This is a genomic window from Sphingobacterium sp. GVS05A (assembly GCF_019969845.1).
Taxonomy (GTDB): Bacteria; Bacteroidota; Bacteroidia; order Sphingobacteriales; family Sphingobacteriaceae; genus Sphingobacterium.
This window is the reverse complement of sequence record NZ_JAHXYR010000001.1, coordinates 553,834-576,737: the sequence shown is the minus strand read 5'-3', so window position 1 is coordinate 576,737 and position 22,904 is coordinate 553,834. Positions and strand designations below refer to the sequence as shown.

The 22,904-nt window shown below is 41.1% G+C and carries 18 protein-coding genes; 9 read left to right on the top strand and 9 right to left on the bottom strand.

Translation table 11 applies throughout. The annotated features are described in order from the left end of the window. Positions 1 to 331: 331 nt before the first annotated feature. Positions 332 to 1,798, bottom strand: coding sequence for an aminoacyl-histidine dipeptidase (locus LC454_RS02490; RefSeq protein ID WP_223578858.1), 1,467 nt, complete (start codon positions 1,796 to 1,798; stop codon positions 332 to 334). Positions 1,799 to 1,925: 127 nt separating this feature from the next. Here LC454_RS02490 and LC454_RS02485 point away from each other — a divergent pair, with 127 nt between their 5' ends. Beyond that, positions 1,926 to 3,410 (top strand): glycoside hydrolase family 130 protein, encoded by a 1,485-nt coding sequence (locus LC454_RS02485; protein ID WP_223578855.1) that lies wholly within the window; start codon positions 1,926 to 1,928, stop codon positions 3,408 to 3,410. Here LC454_RS02485 and LC454_RS02480 read toward each other — a convergent pair. Further along, complete coding sequence (locus LC454_RS02480; protein WP_223578852.1) at positions 3,382 to 5,595, bottom strand: glycosyltransferase family 4 protein; 2,214 nt, start codon at positions 5,593 to 5,595, stop codon at positions 3,382 to 3,384. The genes LC454_RS02485 and LC454_RS02480 overlap by 29 nt on opposite strands. A gap of 218 nt (positions 5,596 to 5,813) precedes the next feature. Between LC454_RS02480 and LC454_RS02475 the strand changes: the two genes are divergently transcribed. Beyond that, positions 5,814 to 6,401, top strand: a complete 588-nt coding sequence (locus tag LC454_RS02475) for a sugar O-acetyltransferase (RefSeq protein WP_223578849.1) — start codon at positions 5,814 to 5,816, stop codon at positions 6,399 to 6,401. Positions 6,402 to 6,666: 265 nt separating this feature from the next. On the opposite strand, the gene LC454_RS02470 is transcribed toward LC454_RS02475, so the two are convergent. From LC454_RS02470 to LC454_RS02460, 3 genes are all read right to left on the bottom strand, one after another. Continuing rightward, positions 6,667 to 7,065 carry a GNAT family N-acetyltransferase gene (locus LC454_RS02470; protein WP_223578846.1) on the bottom strand — a complete coding sequence of 133 codons (399 nt, stop codon included), beginning with the start codon at positions 7,063 to 7,065 and terminating at the stop codon, positions 6,667 to 6,669. Continuing rightward, on the bottom strand, positions 7,062 to 8,570 hold the full coding sequence (locus LC454_RS02465) for an NAD(P)H-hydrate dehydratase (protein WP_223578843.1): 1,509 nt from the start codon (positions 8,568 to 8,570) through the stop codon (positions 7,062 to 7,064). The genes LC454_RS02470 and LC454_RS02465 overlap by 4 nt, the downstream gene beginning before the upstream one ends. 102 nt (positions 8,571 to 8,672) lie before the next feature. Continuing rightward, entirely contained in the window at positions 8,673 to 12,095 is a 3,423-nt protein-coding gene (locus LC454_RS02460; RefSeq protein WP_223578840.1) for a glycosyltransferase, read from the bottom strand. Between the two features lie 163 nt (positions 12,096 to 12,258). On the opposite strand from LC454_RS02460, the gene LC454_RS02455 reads away from it, so the two are divergent. Further along, on the top strand, positions 12,259 to 13,095 hold the full coding sequence (locus LC454_RS02455) for a DUF4846 domain-containing protein (protein WP_223578837.1): 837 nt from the start codon (positions 12,259 to 12,261) through the stop codon (positions 13,093 to 13,095). 988 nt (positions 13,096 to 14,083) lie between these two features. Here the strand turns inward: LC454_RS02455 and LC454_RS02450 are convergent. Then, positions 14,084 to 14,248, bottom strand: coding sequence for a hypothetical protein (locus tag LC454_RS02450; RefSeq protein ID WP_223578835.1), 165 nt, complete (start codon positions 14,246 to 14,248; stop codon positions 14,084 to 14,086). Positions 14,249 to 15,105: 857 nt separating this feature from the next. Between LC454_RS02450 and LC454_RS02445 the strand changes: the two genes are divergently transcribed. After that, complete coding sequence (locus tag LC454_RS02445; RefSeq protein WP_223578833.1) at positions 15,106 to 15,768, top strand: hypothetical protein; 663 nt, start codon at positions 15,106 to 15,108, stop codon at positions 15,766 to 15,768. A gap of 8 nt (positions 15,769 to 15,776) precedes the next feature. Further along, a complete protein-coding gene (locus LC454_RS02440) occupies positions 15,777 to 16,397 on the top strand; it encodes a hypothetical protein (protein WP_223578832.1) in 621 nt (206 codons plus the stop codon). 42 nt (positions 16,398 to 16,439) lie between these two features. Here LC454_RS02440 and LC454_RS02435 read toward each other — a convergent pair whose 3' ends face one another. Next, positions 16,440 to 16,919 (bottom strand): SRPBCC family protein, encoded by a 480-nt coding sequence (locus tag LC454_RS02435; RefSeq protein ID WP_223578831.1) that lies wholly within the window; start codon positions 16,917 to 16,919, stop codon positions 16,440 to 16,442. A gap of 117 nt (positions 16,920 to 17,036) precedes the next feature. Here LC454_RS02435 and LC454_RS02430 point away from each other — a divergent pair, with 117 nt between their 5' ends. From LC454_RS02430 to LC454_RS02420, 3 genes are all read left to right on the top strand, one after another. Then, positions 17,037 to 17,546, top strand: coding sequence for a GNAT family N-acetyltransferase (locus LC454_RS02430; RefSeq protein ID WP_223578830.1), 510 nt, complete (start codon positions 17,037 to 17,039; stop codon positions 17,544 to 17,546). After that, positions 17,543 to 18,388 (top strand): metallophosphoesterase, encoded by an 846-nt coding sequence (locus LC454_RS02425; protein ID WP_223578829.1) that lies wholly within the window; start codon positions 17,543 to 17,545, stop codon positions 18,386 to 18,388. The genes LC454_RS02430 and LC454_RS02425 overlap by 4 nt, the downstream gene beginning before the upstream one ends. Before the next feature lie 182 nt (positions 18,389 to 18,570). Next, entirely contained in the window at positions 18,571 to 18,861 is a 291-nt protein-coding gene (locus tag LC454_RS02420; protein ID WP_223578828.1) for an RNA polymerase alpha subunit C-terminal domain-containing protein, read from the top strand. A 125-nt stretch (positions 18,862 to 18,986) separates the two neighbouring features. Here LC454_RS02420 and LC454_RS02415 read toward each other — a convergent pair whose 3' ends face one another. Continuing rightward, the gene (locus tag LC454_RS02415) at positions 18,987 to 19,412 is read right to left on the bottom strand and encodes a cold-shock protein (protein WP_223578826.1); all 426 of its coding nucleotides are present in this window, start codon (positions 19,410 to 19,412) and stop codon (positions 18,987 to 18,989) included. A gap of 281 nt (positions 19,413 to 19,693) precedes the next feature. Between LC454_RS02415 and LC454_RS02410 the strand changes: the two genes are divergently transcribed. Continuing rightward, positions 19,694 to 19,975, top strand: coding sequence for a GNAT family N-acetyltransferase (locus LC454_RS02410; RefSeq protein ID WP_120258347.1), 282 nt, complete (start codon positions 19,694 to 19,696; stop codon positions 19,973 to 19,975). A 55-nt stretch (positions 19,976 to 20,030) separates the two neighbouring features. On the opposite strand, the gene leuS is transcribed toward LC454_RS02410, so the two are convergent. Continuing rightward, positions 20,031 to 22,814 carry a leucine--tRNA ligase gene (gene leuS / locus LC454_RS02405; RefSeq protein WP_223578824.1) on the bottom strand — a complete coding sequence of 928 codons (2,784 nt, stop codon included), beginning with the start codon at positions 22,812 to 22,814 and terminating at the stop codon, positions 20,031 to 20,033. Positions 22,815 to 22,904 lie beyond the last annotated feature (90 nt).

The following is a 22,904-nucleotide window of genomic DNA, read 5'->3' as shown; positions in this document are numbered from 1 at the left end:
TTAGGTCCACCCCTCAATAGAGAGGTTTAATAAAATTTTGGTCTAGTAAATCATTTTTTCATCCTGAAAATACAATTATCTTTCGTTTTCTGCAAGGAAAGTGAAAAATAATTGAAAATATCACCATATACGACTATCACATTAGCGGCGGGTTTATTTGATTTTTTTTATACAGAGTAATAAGACGACTTACTTTTTTGGTTGATGAAATACACTATTTAAAGAGAATCTGGAAATAAACAGCATAAAAAATGCCCCCAGAAATTGTGTAAATTTTGGGGGCAAGTATATTCTTATCAAGGCTGCTATTGCAGCAAAAGAGAACAGCGGCTTACTTACGCGGGATCTCTTTTAGAATTTCGAGCACAAAACTCCAATATTTCTGAACAGAAGATATCGAAGCGCGTTCTGCTGGTGAGTGCGCCCCCAATATCGTTGGACCAAAGGAAATCATATCCATACCGGGATAATTGGTTCCCAATATACCACACTCCAATCCAGCGTGACAAGCTACAACTTCTGGAGCCTCCCCGTGTTGTTTTGTATAAATGGATTTAAGCACCTCTAAAATTTCAGAATTTGGATTGGGTGCCCATCCCGGATAATTTCCGGAGAATGCCACATCAAAACCTCCTAATTCAAAGGCAGCCTGTAGTGAATAGGCTAGATCAAACTTGGACGTTTCAACCGAAGATCTGGTTAAACATTTGATCGCAATCTGCTCCGCTTCTACCTCAACTTTAGCGATATTATTGGAAGTTTCAACAAGATCCTCGAAGTCAGCACTCACCCGATATACGCCATTCAACGCTGCATAAACACAATTAATTAAATTCTCCTGCACAGGGACAGGAACAACTGTGGTCCATATCGTATCCGTTGGTTCCACTAAGATTTCCATAGCCGGTTCAGTTGTCGCGAATTCGATTTTGATAGCCTGAGCCAATTGTGTTAAAGCCTCGACAAAGGCTACCGATTTATCTTTACTGACAACAACCTTAGCAACACTCTCCCTTGGAATTGCATTACGAAGGCTTCCACCCAATAACGATGCAATGCGTAAGCCATAGCGCTCATTTGCCTTAAACAGTAGGCGGTTCATCACCTTATTCGCATTCGCAAAGCCCTTATGGATATCCATACCTGAGTGTCCGCCATGCAGCCCTTTTACTGTAAGAACAAAAGATATGGTATCAGAAGGACAGGTTTCTGCGACATAGGATTGTGTAGCCGTAACATCAATACCACCCGCACAACCGATGTCAATTTCATTGTCATTTTCAGTATCAAGGTTCAATAGGATCTCGCCTGACAACACACCACCTTTTAATCCCAAAGCTCCGGTCATTCCAGTCTCTTCATCAATGGTAAACAAAGCTTCAATCGCTGGATGAACAATTGTTGTCGACTCTAAAACAGACATGATCGTAGCCACACCAAGCCCATTATCCGCACCCAAAGTAGTTCCTTCGGCTTTTACCCAATCACCGTCCACATACATTTTAATACCCTCATTGTCGAAGTCAAAAATGGTATCATTATTCTTTTGGTGAACCATATCCAAGTGCGATTGCAACACCACAGTTTTGCGATCTTCCATTCCTGTACTTGCCGGTTTCTTGATCAGCACATTACCTATTTCATCTACGCTGGTTGCTAAGCCCAGGTTTTTTCCGAAATCTACCATAAATGCAATGACACGCTCTTCTTTTTTCGAAGCCCGTGGAACAGCATTCAAAGCAGCGAAATTTTTCCAAATTGGTTTTGGTTCTAATTTATCTAAAGTATTTTCAGCCATATCTAAAAATTTGTATCCGTCAAAGTTACTCCATTTTTACAATATATCCCCCTTTATCGGAAGCTTATAAAAACAAAATCCCTTCGCTGATCGTTCTTATAAGAGTGTAAACTTGAAAAATAACGACATGCACAAACCCGTAAAAGTAGAGCGAAAAGACATTTATTTCAAACCGGATAAGAAAAGGGTACTGGCAAGATTCTTCTCTCTCGGTGAGGAGCGTACCATCAAGGTCATCAAACGTACACTGGAACTGACTGAATCCGAGCGTAAAAAGGTTTTTGGTCAGGTTCTTCGGAGCTACACAAAAAGACATCGTAGTATTATCAATATTTTCGAACGTAATTTTGAGCGTGTAAGTTACTTACTGGAAAAAATTCCTTTTCCTAAAGAAAAACTCAGTCAATTGGACAAGCTGCTGATCGGTTCTTACTTTACGATGGAGTATTCCATTGAATCGGCTGCCCTTTTTAATCCCTCTATCGTAGAACACCCGGATCAGACCGAGCTCTTTAAGGGTGAAAAACGCGTGATACTCAGCTTTCGAGCCACGGGTGAGGGCCATGTATCCTCGATTGTATTTCGGGCCGGAACACTCGACCGGGACAATAATATTCACATAGATTACATTGGTAATTTGTTGGACAAACCTATTCAGGTCAAAAACCACCGCTACCATAAGGAATCTTTTTTAAAGAAGATGAACGAGCTCCACGCCGAACCCACTGAAGTCAAAACGAAACTTGAGCAGAAATTAACAGCAACATTTACCTATGAAGAACTCAAACGCTATATTGACGAGGTCAGGCAGGATAGTGAGGAAAATCTAGAAAACATCACCTTTCTACAGCAGGCGCTGTGGTTGGCCTCATCGCATTATGAAATGACTTTTTCGCTGGATACCTCCATTTCCGAACGTGTGATCTTCCCTATTGCGGACACCGAAAAAAGAGGGATCGAAGACGCTCGCTTCGTGCAGTTTAAAGATGAAAAGGGAGAAAGTGTCTACTATGCGACCTATACAGCCTACGACGGTTTTAGTATCCTTCCCAAGCTTTTAACCACAAAGGATTTCTATCACTTTAAAGTGAAACCGATCTATGGGGAGATAGCCAATAAAGGCGCGGCACTCTTTCCCCGAAAAATCAATGGACGATACGCGATGCTCTGTAGGATAGACGGTGAAAACAACTATATTGCTTATTCTCACAACATTAATATCTGGCAAGAAACCGCCATACGTATCCAACAACCCGAATATGCGTATGAATTTGTGCAGATAGGCAATTGTGGTTCTCCGATAGAGACACAATATGGCTGGCTGATTTTGACCCATGCTGTCGGACCGATGCGTGAATATGTCCTTGGTGCTGCCCTACTAGATCTGGATAATCCGCATGTAGAAATAGGCCGTCTACACAGCCCTTTGATGACCCCAAATGATGAGGAACGGGAAGGCTATGTGCCAAATGTTATTTACTCATGTGGTGCACTGGTTCATAACGAACAGCTTATTTTGCCCTACGCAATGTCCGATTATGCATCGACTTATGCTACCATCAATCTGGAGGAACTCCTACTCGCTATTTTGAATCCTGAGCGCTATCAATAAAGGCGCGGTAAACCACTATATAGGCGAGATAGAAACAGAGTGTACTTTCAGCCCCTTGATTTCGGTTGATTCCATAGGATTCAAGGCCATCACAGCATCCCTTGGTCTCCTCATCATACAGGCCCAGTTTTAAGTCATTCTCACCTAAAAACCAGCGGAAAGATGCAATCATACGGGCAAAATACACTTTTTTGTTGGTGAGTCTAAAGGCCTCACGGTACATAAACACCATTGCTGTGACATCGAGGGGCTGCTGACCAAATTTGCTGATATGTTTACCCCGTTTTGCCCATTCCTGATTTCCGACCAGAGAAAGCCCTCCGTTCTGAACGGTAATACCCTCCAGGAATGTCAGGGTCAACAAGCCTAATTGCTTCACAGCCTCATCATTCAGAAATGGATAGGCCGTCAATAAGGCATAGGGCAAAATGGCATTGTCATAAGCCAGTACCGGTTCAAACCATTGCCAACTGTCGTCCGAGCTTGCCTCATATTCTTTGATCAACTTTTCGATCAGCTCCCGCATTAGTTCGACCATAACTTCGTCATTCGACTGATGATGCAAATACTCCGCAATTCCGAGTATGGTATAGGCAATAGCACGGTTGGACCGCAACTGCTTAAAATGTGGTACGGACCTGAAAAACAGCTCATGTCCCAGCTGGTAATAACTCGTCAATTTTGTTTCCCGAAGGAGTACACCCAGAGCCCAGACCGTTCGACCAAAAGAATCTTCCGAACCCACTTCATCCAGAAAATTATGCTGAAAACTCATAAAATTATGAAACAATCCGTCTTCGCGCTGATGATAATAAATATAACTCAAATAGGTTGAGATACGACGATCATGCCGTTTGTCCGCAAAGTCAGACTGGGCCAATAAAGTCATCAATAGGGCCCGCGCATTATCATCCAGGCAATAACCTTCCTTATAATTGGGTAGTGAATAAGTCGCATGCTGCAGTATACCGACCTGGTTGGTCAGACGATCAATATGCTTCCAGCTGAATTTGGGCATTTCATCTTTAGAAAATGTCGCGTTTTCTTTAAAGCCGTCAAGCGAAGGAACTACTTTATCCAAAAGTCTGGTATAGCGAAGCCCGATATTTTTCCAGGTCATTTCTTTACCAAATGCCCGGGCATTATCCCGCAGGGTCATGCGATGTTCCTGATCGCTAAATAGTGCAGCCAAGGTTGTTGCCATTAATGCTGGATTCTTAAATTCGACCAGCACACCCCGACCATCTGCCAATAACTCTTTGGCGTGCCAATACGGGGTAGATACCACTGCTGCTCCTGCTCCAATTGCATACGACAATGTTCCGCTGGTGATCTGGGCTTCATTGACATAGGGAGTGACATAAACATCACAGGCAGATAAATAGGTAACAAGATCGGACTGGTTCACAAAAGAATTGACAAATTGGACATGATCTTCCAAATGATATGCATCGATCATGCTCTTTAGGTATTCACGGTATTCTTCTCCAGAATGAGCAAGTACATTGGGGTGTGTCTTGCCAACGATCAAATAAATAAGATCTGGTTCGTTTTTAACGACCGCAGCAAGTGACTCGATAACGGTTTCGATTCCTTTATTGCGCCCTATAAACCCAAAAGTCAGTAAAATCTTTTTCCCGGAAAATCCTTTTTTTTCTTTTGCTTCCTCCTGAGTAAGATGAAATTCGGGCACACCATGATGAATGAGCCTAACTTTTGCCGTATTGACCCGATAGACGGATTTCAACAATGTAATTGCATAATTACTCATGACAACAACAATCGAAGCCCGTTTGACTATTTCAATTAAAATTGCTTTTTCATCCACATTTGGTTTTTCCAGGATGGTATGTAAATTTACCAGCAAAGGAATATGGAGTGCATTAATAAGCGAAAGAATATACATACCACTATTTCCGCCAAAAATACCATATTCGTGCTCCAGGATAACGCAATCGTAACCATTGTTGTTGATATAGTCGGCAGCCGCGATGTAAGAAAGCTGATGCTGTTGATCTATGGTAAAAACCACCTCTCCAGGATAAGCATAGTCGCGGTCTGCAACGGCAATGACGTGCTGGATCAAATCCTGGTTGTGTAAGGCCACAGCATGTAACAGATCCGAGGTGAAGGTGGCAATCCCACATTCTTTGGGCAGGTAAGTACTGATATAAGCGATTTTCATTGAAATGATTGTTTTGAATAAAAGCCTTTTGTGAGGACAATAGCATTCATGTGTTCCATTATCTAAATGCTTTTCAACAGCAAATTGTTTGTAAAGAGTATGTTATTTAATCCGGAAGGAGTAAATTTCGTGGATAAATGGCTCCCTTAAATTTTATAGGCCCATGTGGAGCCTGAAAAACTTCCTGTATATTTGTGCCAGATCAAAATATTGACTGAATGAAATCACCCAAGGAGAAAATGATTGCGGGCATCCCCTATATTGATACGGATGGACAACTATTTAAGGAAAGACAATATGCAAAGGAAGAGCTCAAACGTTTCAATGACTCCGAACCGAAACAGATCAAATTCAGAAAACAGATCATCCAAAAGCTGTTTAAAGCGTCCGGTACCCGTTTCTTTTTGGAACCACCATTTCGTTGCGATTATGGTTATAATATTTCAATAGGTGAAAACTTTTATAGCAATTACAACTGTACCATTTTGGATGGGGCTCCAGTGACAATCGGTGAAAACGTATTGTTTGGTCCGAATGTTAGTCTTTTCACCGCTGGTCATCCGATTTATTTTGAAACAAGAAATCAAGGCTGGGAATTTTCGGCGCCCATTGTCATTGAAGATAATGTATGGATTGGCGGTCAGGTAGTTGTTAACCCCGGTGTCCGTATTGGCAGAAATGCGGTGATCGGATCGGGTTCGGTAGTGACCAAAGATATTCCTGCAGATGTCGTTGCCGTTGGAAATCCATGTCGTGTCATCCGGCCGATTACAGCCGCAGACCGTATTGATTATGCAAGCATTTAGACAGCATAAAGATGTCATTTACTATCAAAACAAGGTCATCATGTACGTGATGATCTTGTTTTTAGGTACTTCGCCACGCGCAGCGGACATGAATTGTATTATTCTCGACATATCGCTGCAAACGATGCGAACTTGAGGCACTTCAAAAAATCTCGTTTAAATGTCCGCTCAGTCTATTATTCAACGCGAAGGAAATTTTAAGGACTAGCCTCATCGTGATAGGAATTCCCCATTTGCACATTTATCACTGGGATATATTATACTCTTATAAATTACATATAAATCGGTCCGGCTTACCTGATTCTTTCATTAGAACAAATCCATTTTGTGTCCAAAAATGATGCTGCTGCGAAGTCGCCCAAACAAAGAGACTACGACCTTCAACTGTTTTAATAAATTGGAGCGCATAACGAAGTAGCGCACTGCCTACTCCTTGTTTTCTAAAATCGGGGTGAACGGCAAAATAAAGAATCTCATAATCCCCTTCCGAGCACAGCAAGGTAAGTATGCCGACAACCTCGTCACCACTATAAGCTGCGAAATGAGCCGCTTCAAAATCCCCATCAAGCATGACCTCCGACAGTTGCCTTTTGGCACTGAACACCTCCTTTCGGAGCTTCCAGGTGCGAGCCGCAAATACCTGCTCGATATACCAGTCTGTCATCCCTGTATTTCGAGTTCTAAAAATGCCGCTGGAAGGTAACTAATAATGTCTGAAGGCAATAAGGAATAAACGCCAATTGAAGGTACCGCAATATCAGCTGCCCTTCCGTGAACGTATACTCCCATAACCAGTGCTTCCTGTGAAGAATAGCCCTGACCGACCAAAGCCGTCAATATCCCTGTCAAGATATCTCCGCTCCCCCCCGTAGCCATTCCGACATTGCCGGTGCTATTGAAATAAATTACTCCTTCAGGTGTAACCATCGCACTGTTGGCCCCTTTGATCAAAACGTACAACTGGTATTGTACTGCAAAGGCCTTCACCTTATCCATCTTTTCGAAGTCATTCTGCCAAGTCCCTAGTAATCGACTTAATTCTTTAGGATGTGGAGTCAATATACTTTGTTTCGGAACGAACTGCCATAGCTCAGGTTGTTGCGCCAAAATATTCAATGCATCGGCATCTAATACCAAGGGGGTATCAAGACCCTGCGTGATAAACACCTTAAAAGCATCAATCGTAGATTGGGCTGTCCCCATACCAATGCCGATACCGATGGATTGAAAGCTGTGCACATCGGGAAACTGTGTGATCAGCTCGTCGTCGGGGTCAGTAATTACCATCGCTTCGGGGACGGCAGTCTGAATACTTGTATAGCCACAGGATGGTATGTAAGCAGAAGCCAAACCACAGCCTGCACGCAAAGCAGCCTTTAAGGCCAATTGCACAGCGCCCATCTTGCCCCTACTCCCACCGACGATCAGACTATGCCCAAAGGTTCCTTTGTGATCAAATTTATTTCGTTTCCGGTAGAACGAGCCGAGCAAAGCTGAGTCGACATAGTGAAAAGCAGTATCAACCTGATTAAAGGCTGTTGGGTTCAGCCCAATATCTAATACGCGAAATGCTTTGACCCGAAATCTATTCTCAGGCATTAACAGCCCCAATTTAGGGGACTGAAACGTATACACCAGATCAGCCTCCACAACTGGTGAATCCTTGGGTGTAGTTTCGTCACTTAAAAGACCTGAAGGCATATCTATCGCATAAAGCGGACCATCACAATGATTGATGGCTGCAATGAGATTCCGCCAGAATTCATTCAGAGGGTATTTCAGTCCGTAGCCAAACAGACAATCCAACACAATTGCCCCTCCAGGAATATGAACCTGACTTTCACTACTGATTTTTTGGATAAGATGAGCAGGCAACCGGTTTTGGTTTGCTAAGTTATCTGCGGAATAATCGGGCGAATCAATTAAATAAACGCTGACCTCAGCTTGCTGTTGATCCAGGAGCCTGGCCAGTACCAGTCCATCGCCACCATTATTGCCTTTACCACAAAAAATACAAAAAGAGTGCTGCTCCAAGCTTGGATGCTGCTGCTTGATTGCATCAAAAACAGCGGTCGCTGCCCGCTCCATCAAGTCAAGACTGCTGATCCCCTCATCTTGCATCGTTTGTCTATCTACCCAGCTCATCTGGGGCGCCGAAAGTATTTTCATGTTTTTCTTCCTGTTTTAGCGAATCATGTCCTTCTCGACTATGAAAACAGATTCTCCTGTTCTAAATTACTTAGAAAATAGGGTACCACCAAGATCTAATCCCTATTCGCTGACCGTTACTTCCCGCACTCCCCCTGTTCGCTTCAATGTACCCCAGGTATTCAATTCACCTTTAATGGCTTTTCTGACCGATTTGAATAACACAAAATACATCAGTTGTCGCCAGAAAAAACGCTGCGGAAACAGGTAGATCAAATTTTTTATTTTCTCACCTTCCATCCGAAAAGCAATCCCGGCAAAGAAAATATCCACGAATACAAATAAAAAGTAATAAAACATAACCTGACCAAAACCATTATGCAGGGAGAACAAACCGGCGAGGCCCGTCCAGCTGATTCCATTGACTTCACTCAGTGAAAACAGACCGCTAAGCAAGGAAAACAGCATAAATAGATCTGCCAATGGCGCAAATAAGGGCAGGATGATCTGAAAAATCAAGATATTGGGCATACCGACCATACCGAAATATCCGTATCGGGGGTTTAACAATGTATCTCTATTTTTCCAGAAGCTTTGCAGCACGCCAAAACTCCAGCGGAAGCGTTGCTTGAAAAGCATTTTTACAGTATCGGGTGCTTCGGTGAATGCAACCGCTTCTGCCGAGTTGCGTACGGTATAACCGGCCTTCAGTATCCGCATGGTCAGATCACAGTCTTCGGCCAATGTATCTGTTGTAAACCCACCGACTTCCAAAATGACGGACCGCCGAAAAGCACCGATTGCGCCGGGAACGACCGAAATCATATTGAGCAGATCAAAAGCCCTTCTATCCATATTCTGCGAAGTGATATATTCAATAGATTGCCAATGGGTCAGCATATTGTGTACATTACCAACTTTCACGCTACCGGCAACCGCAGCAACCTGATCTTTATTGAAATACTTAATCAACATCCGCAAAGCGTCAGTCTTCAACTGCGTATCTGCATCTATACAGAGTACAAAAGCCGCATCGGACTGTTGGATACCATAATTGAGCGCCGAGGCTTTACCGCCGTTGAGTTTTGTAAACAACCTGACCTTTGGGTGGTCGCCATAGACCTTGCTCACAATTTCGAAGGTTTTATCTTTGGATCCGTCATCGACAAAAATCAGTTCATAGGCTGGGTAATCGAGATGAAGCAGGCTTTTGATTGTCGCCAAAACGGTCACCTCCTCGTTATAGGCAGGGATAATAATACTGACCTTTTCCTGGGAATCCGATATCAATTCCGATTGTTCCTTCCTATTTTTTCTTGTTTGTCGTATGGCCAGATAGGCTATCATCGCTGTACGAAAGATTGCCAATACAATCGCTAGTGAGAAAATCAGGTTAAGAAAGATATTTCCGTAAAACAGTGTGCCTAAAAAAAGCCGATTGGATGATCCGCTGAACCCCGAATCCGATGCATTTTGCACGGGCGGCATTAACTCATCGCGTTTCTTGCCCATAAGGTCTCCGATCGTCGCAAATTTATAACCATGTGCTTTGAAATAATGAATAATACGGGGTAGTGCCTCAATAGTAGCGTCCCGATTACCGCCAGCATCATGCAGCAGGATAATATTGCCATTGTCACGTTGTTTTACAACTTCATTATAAATTTCATCCGCAGTACGTCCGGGAAGCCAGTCATTGGGATCAATATACTCACCGACATTAATGTAGTTTTCCTTTCGGCTCTGGGCGACCGGAAGAATTTCAGCGACAGTCTGCGGTTCGGCATCAGCATTAAACGGTGCACGGAACAGAATCGTGCTATGCCCGGTAATACATTCTATGATCTTCCGGGTTGCATTTAACTCAAATTTGACCCTATTGGGACCTATTGTTGACATATCGGGATGGAAAAAAGTATGATTCCCTAGCTCATGTCCCTGCTGGTACTCTTTACGTACCAGATCCATATTTTTTTCGGCCATAACCCCCACAAGAAAAAATGCTGCTGGAGCATGCTCTCTTTTTAAAATATCCAAAACCTCGGGTGTATATGTTGGATCAGGGCCATCATCAAAAGTCAATACGACCGTGTTGTCCCTTTCGCCAAAACGCTTAATCACATAATTACTCGGCGTCTTGACATACTGCTGATCCTCGATCAAACCATTAGCCGGATTGTATGCAAATTTTACCAATCCGGGCTCGGGGCTATTCACCAAATCCAAAATTTCACCATCACCGATATATTGTATCCCCCCGACCTTGATTTTGCTTATTTTTTCAAAATCAAAAGGCTCCTTGGCCAAATGATCATGATCCAAAGATCTCGAGATAAAGGACCATAAACGGGCATCTTCACTTCCCAACCGCCAAAGTGCTATACCCGCCAATCCCCAATCGTCGGCTTTGCGGATCAAATTGAAGTAGGTGGCAGCATCCGTGAAATAGACATCATGGCGCATGCCAGTGCCATCCTTGTAACTAAAATTAAGATTCGCTGACTCCCGATCGAACCGAATGTTTGCATTGTAATTATGTGCCAGGATAACCGCATTGTCATAGGTCATGGTCTTGCCCACTTTTCCAGCTGGCCAATCGTATCCATAACAGGCCAACGCCAAAATCACTTTATCTGCATCCACCTTACTGCACAGCTCATCCAGGTTCTTTTCAACCCAAGCCTGGTGGGAAATCGCACCGGCATTACTTTCGATGGAATGCTGATCATAGGCCATTAAAATGATGTAATCATTGTATTTTTGTAGCGAAATGGGATCGTAATCATCATTTTCGGGTGAAATATCCTGTGAAACCAGTAAACCTTCGCTATGAAAAACCTGATAGATTCGCGCCATAAGATCGTTTAAAGGTTTATGGTCATCCAGTTGAAGGTTTTCAAAGTCGATATTGATGCCTGAAAAACCATTCCTCTTTATTTTGATTAAAATATCATCAATAAAGCGTTGCTGTTTTGCTGGATCTGAAAGTATTGTCCGTACAGTCTGTCCATCAAAGTCATTGCCGCTGAAATTGGAAATTTGGGCAATTGCCTTCCGTTTATATTGATGGATCACATTCAGAGCAGCGGTATCGGCTTTATCGACAATGGTATCCTGACCAGGCACCGTAAAAAAGGACTCCATGGCAACCATATCCAGATGTCCTATGTTTCGCCTGAGGTCTGACAAAGATTGCTGCCGAACCTCATTGGACCAGGAACTGACATAAAAGCCCATGTTAATCCTATTTTTATTGCCAAGATGCTTCATATGTTTCAGTTCCCGGTCGCGTTTAATCTTTTCAAGTTCCGATCTGACGACCGTAAACTCCTTAAACTGTTTCGAGTTTTTCAACTTTGCGGTAGACTTTGCCGTCAAAGGTGCATTTGTATTGATTGTTGGGAATGGAGGCACCTGGATCTTGCCCAGGGTATAGACAACGCATACGATGGCTACGATCATTCCAATGATCAGTGCCCTGCTCATCCATGAAAAAGCGTACCAACGCTTTTTGCTTGACGTCTGAAAAATCTGTTTTTCTGACATAAAATATTGCGATTAACTTCGGCTAAGCTACATCAGAAAATGATCCAAAACACTCATCTTCAGCTTAAAAATTCCTTAATTTTACAAGACTCCTCAACCTGGACACTCTGCCGAATTTTGACTATCTTAGTAAGATCGGTAACACTGACTTAAAAACTCTGATATGACAACAACATACCTGCTATTATCCATCCTATCCTTACAAGCTCTTATCGGCTGCGGACAGTCTAATTCAGCAGTATCCCAACCGAAATCCAAAGACCTAACTGTGGAGACCAGCAATCCTGACGGGAGACAATTTATTGATCCAAAGGGAATGACTGTCAAATCAAGAATCTTATTGCCTGCAGGTTTTGAAAGACTCAGCTACACGTCAAAAGATTTCGGTAGTTTTCTCGAAAACCTTCCGTTATACCCCATTGATCATGAGGTACGTTATTATAACGGAAAAATTAAGCCCCGAAACAACATCTATAATAGCGTTATAAAACTCGATATCGGCAAACGCGACCTGCACCAATGTGCCGACGCGGTCATGCGATTACGGGCAGATTACCTCTACCAGCAAAAGAGGTATCAGGATATTAAATTCAATTTTCTCTCCGATGGCAAACCACGTACCTATACAGATTATGCTAAAGGAGACTATTCGTATCCAAAATATTGGAAGTATATGGAGTATATTTTTGCCTATGCCAACACGGCTTCTTTGCACGATGAGCTTCCTAATGTAAAATCGTCCACAACTGTCAAAATCGGCGACACTTTCGTACAGAAAGGCTCCCCCATTGGCCATGCGATTATCGTCGTTGATCTTGCTAAAAATAAGGAAGGCAAAACAATTGTATTACTTGCCCAAAGCTATATGCCTGCGCAGGAAATACAGTTATTGAACAATTGGAACAATGCAGCGTTAAGCCCTTGGTACGATATTGACAAAGATGTGATCAATACCCCAGAATGGACTTTTTATGCCCGTAACCTGAAAACCTGGAAATAGTAACATCCTCCTGAAAATTCTTTCAGCAATTCTTGAACAATAAAACCGAATTACGGTCCACATAGTTATATAAGTTTGTGGGCTGTGGAATGGGGCTGGAGTTCTGCTCCGAACAATATCCCTGTCCGCTATATCATGAGTTTAAAAGTCTTCGCAATAGCCTATCGGAGATGCTTCAAAAAACGACTGTCGGCCAATTCAATAATGACCTCATAAAAGGAAAAATCCTGCTGACGAAATCCAAAATTATGCCAGACCAGGACAACTAAAACGCCACTCAAAAGTGGACGATATAGGTCCAAAATTACATATTTTTCACCTAATTATGGATGCCTTCCTAGGATTCTAATTGTCGCTGCAGCATTTCAAACGCTATCTTTATTGAGATTTCCAAATATAAACAAAAGAAATAAATAAAACTCATAATTATACTGAAATGAAACAACTTAAATAAAATAAAAACACCAATAAACCAGTATTCGATCTCTTTTTGATCTTATAGCTATAATAGCAGGTACTAAAGCCGTCTCTCCCTAAAAAGAACAGCTATAAAGAATTCCTTCACACCATTAGCTACCGTCCAATACCGTTTGCATTAAATAGCTGTAAACGATGCATTAATCAAGAATAAGTCCGTGAATGAGTAGCTCTATTTGCGAAAAAATGATAAAATAACAGGGTTAAAAAGCACATTTCTTATGGGTTAAAACCACATAGACCATGCGCATTATTGGTCAAAATAGTATTCTTACATAATTTTCACCCTTTGACACAAAATTCACAAAACATATTATATTATCATTTAAAATAGAATACTTTACAAACATCACATAAATAAAAAAATAACATACAAAACACAGTAAAAACTACGGTTTTCGACTAAAAAAAGGCATGGATAAAATTCTATCCACACCTTTTTTTCAATACAACAACCTCCCCTACATCGAGTCAATCTAAAATGTCATTTTTCAAAAGCTGTATATTTCTACTACACTTTGCTTGCTTGCTTGCTTGCTTGCTTGCTTGCTTGCTTGCTTGCTTGCTTGCTTGCTTGCTTGCTTGCTTGCTTGCTTGCTTGCTTGCTTGCTTGCTTGCTTGCTTGCTTGCTTGCTTGCTTGCTTGCTTCAAACAAAACACCTTTCACAATTTCCAAACGACGGGAGTAAATGATCATCAACAGCTATGCGTCAGCATGCGTCACCTCCACCCTTACGCTAACCGCATTTTTAAGCGACATGAGCCCTTTGCAGACAGCAAGAGCAGCAAGACATGGCTCAAACCAAAAGATGTCTTAAAAACCTTAAAAAATAGGTATACTCCAATCAGCTAGCACGGAGCAAACGATCATTAGCAGCTATCCGTCAGCATGCATCACAGCCACCCTTTATCTAACCGCATTTTTAAGCGACACAAGCCCTTTGCAGACAACAAGAGCAGCAAGACATGGCACAAACCAAAAGATGTCTTAAAAACCATAAAAAACAGATCTAATCCAAAACAGCTTGCACAGAGCAAACGATCACTAGCAGCTATCAGCGAGCATACATTACAGCCACCCTTTATTTAAGTACATTTTTAAGCGATACAAGCCCTTTGCAGACAACGAGAACACAGAACATAGCCCAAACAAAAAGATGCCTTAAAAACCATAAAAAACAGATCTGCTTTAAAACAGCTTTTACAGAGCAAACGGTCATCGGTAGCTATCCCTCAGCTTGTGTTGCCCCATCCTTACGCTAACGATATTTTATAATTGGTAAAAGCGCTTCATCTGCAATACCACTAGATTTACCTTATAAAAAAACAGCCAGTAAACAACTAAAAAAACACAAAAAAAACTATCTTGCAGCAAAATAACACCATCTAAATAAACAGAAAAATCACATCCATAAAACACAATCCAAATCATAAATCCAAACAAAAGTGAAAACTACAGCAGAAACTTTAAACATAGAAACATTCAAACAATCTTACTTCTTGTTATCTTTGCTGTACTACATAATTCATTATATGCATAATTATTCCGCTGAAGACAGTTTATTTATACAGATCGAGATTAAGAAAATAAGAAAAGCCCGTAACAATGTCATCACTTTTATTATGGCAATCTTTCTCATTTCCTTTGTCATCTTGTTATATGTTTTTTCGGACCGGTGGCTGGCTACCCCAGAAAAGCGGACTGTTTACCATAGCCCCACCATATCTCTTTACACAATCTTCCTATTCCCTATCATACTATTTACCGGATTAAGTTGGGCCTTGTCTATCAAAAACCAAAAATATATTAGCGTACTACAGCAGCTCGACAGCCACGACTTAGGCATCTATCGAAAGTACACAAGCATACTTACTCAGCGATATGCAGCCATTGCGCCCTACATTTTCTGTAGAAATGAACTTATATTCTTTCCTCTTTTTGGAAGTAAAAAGATTCCAATCAATCAAATCAAACGCATAGAAATAAAATATGTCCATAATTATCGCGACACATACAGCTACCACATCTATTTTTATAACGATGCTACAAAAATCTATCAGACAACAATGCACCAGATAGCTGCCTTCGATTTTCTACAGAAACAGCTTCTGGAGGAAAATCCAAATCTAACGATCATCGCACGGAACCAGATACCCTCGTATTTGAGAACAAAAGACAAGCCTACACTCTATTAATTTATTATATGGAAAGTTATTCGTCCGACAACAGTTCATTTTTACAAACGGAGATAAGGAAAATCTGCAAAGTCCGCAATGCCATTATTGGACTATTTATAGCGATGTTTCTTCTTTGCTATGGCTTCTTCTTCTATGTTTTTTTGGATAAGTGGACAGCTGCTTCAGATAAACTGACTTTTTTTTACAAATCCCTCCCGCTCTTGAGTACATTGTTCGTCTATTTCGGCGTACTATTCGGCGGGCTGAGCTGGGTCGTTTATGCCAAAAATCAAAAATTTATTATTGCCTTACGAGGTCTTAATAGCCGTGATCTTGATATTTATCAGCGGTACACCCGAAGACTTGTCCGCATCTATGCAACTATTGCGCCGTACCTTTTTCAGGAGCATGAGCTTGTATTTTTTCCTTTTTTTGGAAGTAAAAAAATTCCGATCAGTCAGATTCACCGTATAGAGACCAGGATCATAACGAACCACCGTGGCCCGAATAGTTTCCGCGTCTATTTTTACAATGAATTCACCAAGATTTATCAGGTGACAATGAACCAAAGAGGTGCATTCGATTTTCTCCAGGAACAGCTTTTAGCGGAAAACCCGAACCTCAGCATCATTGCAAGAAACCATTAAACACCTCACACACAGTCTACATGTAAAAAGCAATCCTCCACCCTACCCTTCGAGATAGCGGCTATAATCTCCTGATTCAGCAACCAGCTTGATGATATGGTCCCGCTCTTCAAGAAATCGTCTCATATAACTTGTTAGGAAAGACCATTCGGCAAACCGCCCCAAAGGACCCAGGGGCGCCCTAAAATTAAATACATTCCGCATCAGCACCGAACCATCAGCCTGCTCTTCGAAAAGATGCTGATGATCCATCGACTGAAATGCCCCCTGTATCATTTTGTCTTCGAAAAAATAGGGCTTTTCCATTTTTGTGATCCGCACCGTCAACGTTTGATATACACCCAGATGTTTTGCCCGCCACTGAACGGTCTGTCCGGCTTCGATCAGTCCACTGGTCACCCCCGCGATCGCCTTCTCATTTGTCTTCCCAGTCGAATACATGTGTAAGTCTATACTGCGGGCCAGATCAAAAACTATCCCTATTGGTGCATTTACAGTGGTGTCTAATACAAGTGTTGGCATAAAATCTTGCTATCGGTGAATTCGGAACAAATTTCGTAAAAAACACGAATTTCTTAGGAAAGAGTCTAACAATTATCTAATTTAACCCTCCAATCTAATATCGATAACAAGAAGGCTATGATCACATTGCTTCCATTTGAAGAAGCTGACTTTGACCGCTTCAAATCCTGGATCAGATCTCCAGAAGAACTCCTGCAGTTCGCAGGTCCATATTTTTCATTTCCAGTGACTGACGAACAATTAAAAAAGTATATTGACGATCCCAAACGCCGTCCCTATAAAATTATCAGTACAGAAACACAAAACGTTATCGGGCATTGTGAATTGAACTTTGAAAGAAGTATACCACGATTATGTCGCATATTGATTGCTGACAATACCGAAAGAAATAAGGGCTATGGCAAGAAAACCATCAATGCAATGCTGAAACTGCTCTTTGTTGACAACACTTACGATCAAGCGGATTTAAACGTTTATGACTGGAACACGAACGCAATAAAATGTTATGAGGGTGTAGGGTTTCAGATCAATGAAGGCACCACAACTGAAACCTCAATCGGCAATGAAACCTGGAAGGGCCTGAATATGCAAATCACCAAATCGAACTGGCTAGCCAAAACACAATGAAAAAGAAACGTTTTTTTAAAAAAGCCTTTATTACCCTGACCTTGATCGCTGCTCTGCTCGGTTATTATGCCTGGCGGATCGAACCACATTGGGTCAAATTTGATCAGCTAAAACTCCCCATAAAAAACCTTCCTAGCAACCTTGAAGGGAAAACGCTCGTTCAGATCTCGGATATCCACATCGGCGACTATGTCAGTAAAGATTTTATCAAAAACAACTTCGCGAAAGTTGATATAACACATCCGGACATTATTGTTTACACAGGCGATTTTGTCCGATTGGTCCACAATGCCCTCCCACTCGCTGATCTCGACGAAGTCATGCAATTAGCACCAAAAGGAACACTACAGACATTGGCCATCTTGGGAAATCATGATTATGGACGAGCCTTTAAAGACAGTACTGCAGCCGATTCAATCACTATCCTGCTAAAAAAGTATCATATTACTGTTTTAAGAAACGAAAGTGTGAATATAAATGGTCTACAGCTCTATGGTATTGACGACTATTGGGGAACAAACTTTGACCCTGTAAAAACTATGCAGGACTACACCCCTAACCAAGCGAGCCTTGTCCTCTGCCACAACCCCGATGTTGCTGATTTGGATGTATGGAATGGCTATGAAGGCTGGATTTTATCAGGCCATACACATGCCGGGCAAGTGCGTATCCCATTCTGGGGTTCACCCATTATCCCCGTCTCTAACAAAAACTACGATCAGGGTATTAAAAAACTTCCTGGAAACCGAACCCTTTACATCAACAGGGGCCTCGGTCATAGTATCCCCGTCCGCTTTAATGCACGACCAGAAATAACCATTTTTACCTTAACAAAGGGCTAAGATGTCGGATACAGCCGAGTTTAATGCCACACGAAATGGAATTAAATCAGGCAGGATAGAAAACTGTTCTCAGCATTTATTTATACTATATCACAAATTGGTTGAAAAATTCAAAGCACTGAAGCATATTCTATCATTGAAAATTGTACCGATATTGTGATTAATTAGCAGATGTAGGTCATATGACAAGAATCAAAACCAAAAGAACATGTAGTAATGGGCACAGCTTCTATAAGAGTACAGATTGCCCAACATGTCCCATATGCGAAAAGGAAAAGAAACCTGAAGATGGTTTTCTAGCTCTTTTGGGTAGCCCCGCTAGAAATGCGCTATTAAACCATGGTATAGATCAACTTGAAAAGCTAGCTCAGTACTCGATGAAAGATCTACTGAAGCTCCATGGCCTTGGAAAGGCTTCCTTGCCGCTGTTAAGTCAGGCTTTAATGGAAAAGGGATTAAAATTTAAGGAGTAGGCTATTCTGTCAGTTGATAACAAAAAAATAAGCCCTCGATTGGCTTCCATATAGTTTCTCGCTACTTAGAAGTGCTTGAGGGCTTTATTATTCAACGCTTTTAACACAAGCGGAATCTTCGTTTACTAATACTCGATCAAAACTTCAGTTACCTGAGCACCTTGTTTTGCGCTTTTGAATTTGAACTTAACTTTCTGATTCAGATTCAATTTCTGTCCAACAAGACGATCATTGAAATAAATAGATTGTTGCGTCTCATTATCTCTGATGAACCCATAATTGGAGTCGGTATTGTAATGTACAACTTTTCCAAAAGAATAGTCATCTTGGTGGTTAGAAGACATACTTGGACTCTCCCCTTCTTTCAATTTGATTGCAGGTCTGTCTGAGATATTCCCATGTTCATCAACATAAGCAAACAGTTCTTCCAAAGATTTTCCTTTGTCATTGTTTGTTTTGTTGAATTCTTTTTTCTCAATTTTTTGTTGTTTTTTGAGTAATTTCTTTTTTTCTCGTTCTTTTTTGTTAAATGTAATTTGGCTTTTGCTCATTCAATATGGATTAAAATAAAATGTTCCCGAGGAGATGTCGGACCTTTAGAGCTTCGTTGAAAAGATAAAAATGCGAGGTGTTCTAAGGAGATAATTGCAAAGGTACGAAAAAAATAGGAAAAATCAACGACATCCGATAATACATCTGACAGCCACACAGCCTCAATCCGGAGACGCTCCGACTATCACCATAACAGACATATAGCCAACATAGCAACACAAAATTTGAACGTTTTCATAAAACAAAAATATCTTTTGGACGTTATTTTGAAAAAAACACTATGGAAGTAAAAAATATCGAAAGAGACGACAGAGGTAATTTCATTGCTGAAGTGGAAAATAATGAGGCCGGGATTTTGGAATATACCTGGCAGAGTGAGTACGAGTTTTCCATAGACCATACCGAGGTCTATGACGAATACAAAGGAATGAGTGTCGGTAAAAAACTCGTTCTTGAAGCTGTAGATTATGCCCGGAAAAACGATGCCAAGATTGTCCCAAATTGTCCTTATGCAAAATCAATTTTTGACAAAACAATTGCCTTTCAAGATGTACTGGCATAAAAAAGCCATTTTATCACTGGGACAAAATGGCTTTTATGTTTGATAACTGTATAGACTAAGCTACAATATTGATTATTTTCCCTTTTACAAAAATAATCTTCTTAATTGGCTTACCGTCCAGATGTCTTTGTACATCGGCATGTGCCTTGATCATTTCTTCAACAGTTTGTTGATCTAAATCCAATGCAAGTGATAGATTAAACTTCATTTTACCATTGAAAGAGACCGGATATGCAAATTCAGATTCGACTAGATATTCCGGTTTGAACGTAGGATAAGTTGCCTGAGAAAGTGTACCTGCCTCATGCCCCAATAAATGCCACAATTCCTCCGTAATATGCGGTGCATAAGATTGAAGAACGATAACAAGTTGCTCCAATATCTGGCGCTTATTGCATTTCAAATCGGTCAATTCATTCACACAGATCATAAAGGCCGAAACAGACGTGTTGAACGAGAAACGCTCGATATCATCTTCCACTTTCTTAATAATCTTATGTAAAGCTTTAAACTCGGCTTTTGAAGGCTCTTCATCTGAAACATTAAAATTACCTTCGGCATCGTGAAACAGGCGCCATACTTTCTTTAGAAACTTGTAGACACCTTCGATACCATTGGTATTCCATGGTTTGGCTTGCTCCAATGGCCCCAAAAACATTTCGTAAAGACGTAAGGTATCAGCGCCATAAGTCTCAATAATATCATCTGGATTGACGACATTGAATTTCGACTTGGACATTTTCTCCACTTCGCTACCACAAATGTATTTACCGTTTTCCAAAACAAATTCAGCATTCGCAAAATCAGGTCTGAAATTTTTGAATTTTTCAAGATCCAAAACATCATTCGATACGATATTAACATCGACATGCAAAGGAATTGTATTATAATCATTTCTCAAGCCATAGGACACAAATTGATTGGTTCCTCTGCCCTCTTCATCGAGTACACGGTAGACAAAATTTGAACGCCCTTGAATCATACCTTGGTTGATCAATTTTCGGAATGGTTCTTCCTCATTATGATAGCCAAGATCTTTTAAAAATTTATTCCAAAAACGTGAATATAACAAGTGACCTGTAGCATGTTCTGAACCGCCAATGTATAAATCAACAGCTTTCCAGTAGTCAACAGCTTCTTTTGAAGCAAAGTTACCCTCATTCTTTGGATCCATGTATCTGAACCAATACCATGAAGAACCTGCCCAACCTGGCATTGTACTCAACTCATATTCATACTGATCTTCATATTTCCAGTCTTTAGCACGCCCCAAAGGAGGTTCCCCAGACTCTGTTGGCAGGTATTTATCAACCTCAGGTAATAATAATGGTAGTTCTTCTTCTTTAATAAGGTACGGTAGACCATTTTTAAAGTAGACTGGTACGGGTTCGCCCCAATAACGTTGACGACCAAAAATCGCATCGCGCATACGGAAATTGATCTTCGCTTTGCCTAATTTCAATTCTTCCAGCTTCGCAATCAGCGCAGGCACAGCCTCCTGATAGGTCATACCGTTGATAAAATCAGAATTGATGTATTTTCCATCCTTATTCGGATCAGCCTCTTCTTCAATCTGCTGTGTATCCGAAATCGGAATAATTTCTAAATTAAAATGCTTAGCAAAAACATAATCACGTTGATCGCCACTAGGTACAGCCATAACCGCCCCTGTGCCATATCCCGCCAAAACATAATCTGCAATCCAGATCTGCACATCACGGCCTGAAATAGGGTGTTTAGCAAATGAACCTGTAAAGGCTCCCGATACTGTTTTGGTATCGGCCATACGATCTAGTTCAGATTTTTTTGATGTCTTCTCAATATAAGCTTCAACTTCAGCTTTTTGTTCGGCTGTCGTCAACAATGCGACCAATTCATGTTCAGGTGCCAAAACGACAAATGAAACACCGAAAATAGTATCCACACGAGTTGTAAAGACTTCAATTTCGGAGTCCAACTGTGGAACTGGGAATTTGACCGAAGCTCCAACGGATTTTCCGATCCAGTTACGTTGCATTTCTACCAAGGGCTCTGGCCAATCAATGGTATCCAAACCTTTTAACAAACGATCGGCATAAGCAGTGATACGCATTGACCATTGCATCATCTTCTTTTGCTCTACAGGATACCCTCCACGCTCGGACACGCCATTGATCACCTCATCATTAGCCAATACTGTCCCTAAAGCAGCACACCAATTGACCGTGCTCTCACGCAGATAAGCAATACGATACTTTAACAACTCACGTTGTTGTTTTTCTTCATCAAAAGATTTCCATTCTTCCGAAGTGAATTCTAATACATCTTCGTCAGAAACAGCTTGAACAGCAGCAGAACCATTTGTCGAAAATTTCGTAATCAATGTATCAATGGGTTCAGCTTTATCCGTCTCTTTATTATACCAAGAACCGAATGATTTCATAAAAATCCACTGCGTCCATTTATAGTATTCAGGTTCAGAAGTACGAACTTCTCTACTCCAATCATATGAGAAACCGATGTTGTCCATCTGCTCGCGGTAACGATTGATATTTGCCTCGGTTGTAACGGCAGGGTGTTGACCCGTTTGAATCGCATATTGCTCTGCAGGAAGTCCAAAGGAATCATAACCCATTGGATGCAATACATTGAAGCCTTTCAGTCGTTTGTATCTTGAAAATATATCCGAAGCAATGTATCCGAGTGGATGACCAACATGTAGTCCTGCCCCAGATGGATAAGGAAACATATCCAACACATAGTATTTTGGCTTCTGATGCGCATCTGATGTTTTATATGTTTGATGATCCGCCCAAAACTTCTGCCACTTTTTCTCTAATGATTTGTGATTATACTCCATTTTTGTTCGTAAGGAATTTTTATGACTTGCGAAATTACGATTTTAATACTGAAATGTGATAAAATTTTTGTAGTTTGAACAATAAATTCT

Coding starts and splice junctions, on each gene's coding strand:
- LC454_RS02490 (WP_223578858.1), bottom strand. CDS start 1,798: ATGGCTGAAAATACTTTAGATAAATTAGAACCAAAACCAATTTGGAAA.
- LC454_RS02485 (WP_223578855.1), top strand. CDS start 1,926: ATGCACAAACCCGTAAAAGTAGAGCGAAAAGACATTTATTTCAAACCG.
- LC454_RS02480 (WP_223578852.1), bottom strand. CDS start 5,595: ATGAAAATCGCTTATATCAGTACTTACCTGCCCAAAGAATGTGGGATT.
- LC454_RS02475 (WP_223578849.1), top strand. CDS start 5,814: ATGAAATCACCCAAGGAGAAAATGATTGCGGGCATCCCCTATATTGAT.
- LC454_RS02470 (WP_223578846.1), bottom strand. CDS start 7,065: ATGACAGACTGGTATATCGAGCAGGTATTTGCGGCTCGCACCTGGAAG.
- LC454_RS02465 (WP_223578843.1), bottom strand. CDS start 8,570: ATGAAAATACTTTCGGCGCCCCAGATGAGCTGGGTAGATAGACAAACG.
- LC454_RS02460 (WP_223578840.1), bottom strand. CDS start 12,095: ATGTCAGAAAAACAGATTTTTCAGACGTCAAGCAAAAAGCGTTGGTAC.
- LC454_RS02455 (WP_223578837.1), top strand. CDS start 12,259: ATGACAACAACATACCTGCTATTATCCATCCTATCCTTACAAGCTCTT.
- LC454_RS02445 (WP_223578833.1), top strand. CDS start 15,106: ATGCATAATTATTCCGCTGAAGACAGTTTATTTATACAGATCGAGATT.
- LC454_RS02440 (WP_223578832.1), top strand. CDS start 15,777: ATGGAAAGTTATTCGTCCGACAACAGTTCATTTTTACAAACGGAGATA.
- LC454_RS02435 (WP_223578831.1), bottom strand. CDS start 16,919: ATGCCAACACTTGTATTAGACACCACTGTAAATGCACCAATAGGGATA.
- LC454_RS02430 (WP_223578830.1), top strand. CDS start 17,037: ATGATCACATTGCTTCCATTTGAAGAAGCTGACTTTGACCGCTTCAAA.
- LC454_RS02425 (WP_223578829.1), top strand. CDS start 17,543: ATGAAAAAGAAACGTTTTTTTAAAAAAGCCTTTATTACCCTGACCTTG.
- LC454_RS02420 (WP_223578828.1), top strand. CDS start 18,571: ATGACAAGAATCAAAACCAAAAGAACATGTAGTAATGGGCACAGCTTC.
- LC454_RS02415 (WP_223578826.1), bottom strand. CDS start 19,412: ATGAGCAAAAGCCAAATTACATTTAACAAAAAAGAACGAGAAAAAAAG.
- LC454_RS02410 (WP_120258347.1), top strand. CDS start 19,694: ATGGAAGTAAAAAATATCGAAAGAGACGACAGAGGTAATTTCATTGCT.
- leuS (WP_223578824.1), bottom strand. CDS start 22,814: ATGGAGTATAATCACAAATCATTAGAGAAAAAGTGGCAGAAGTTTTGG.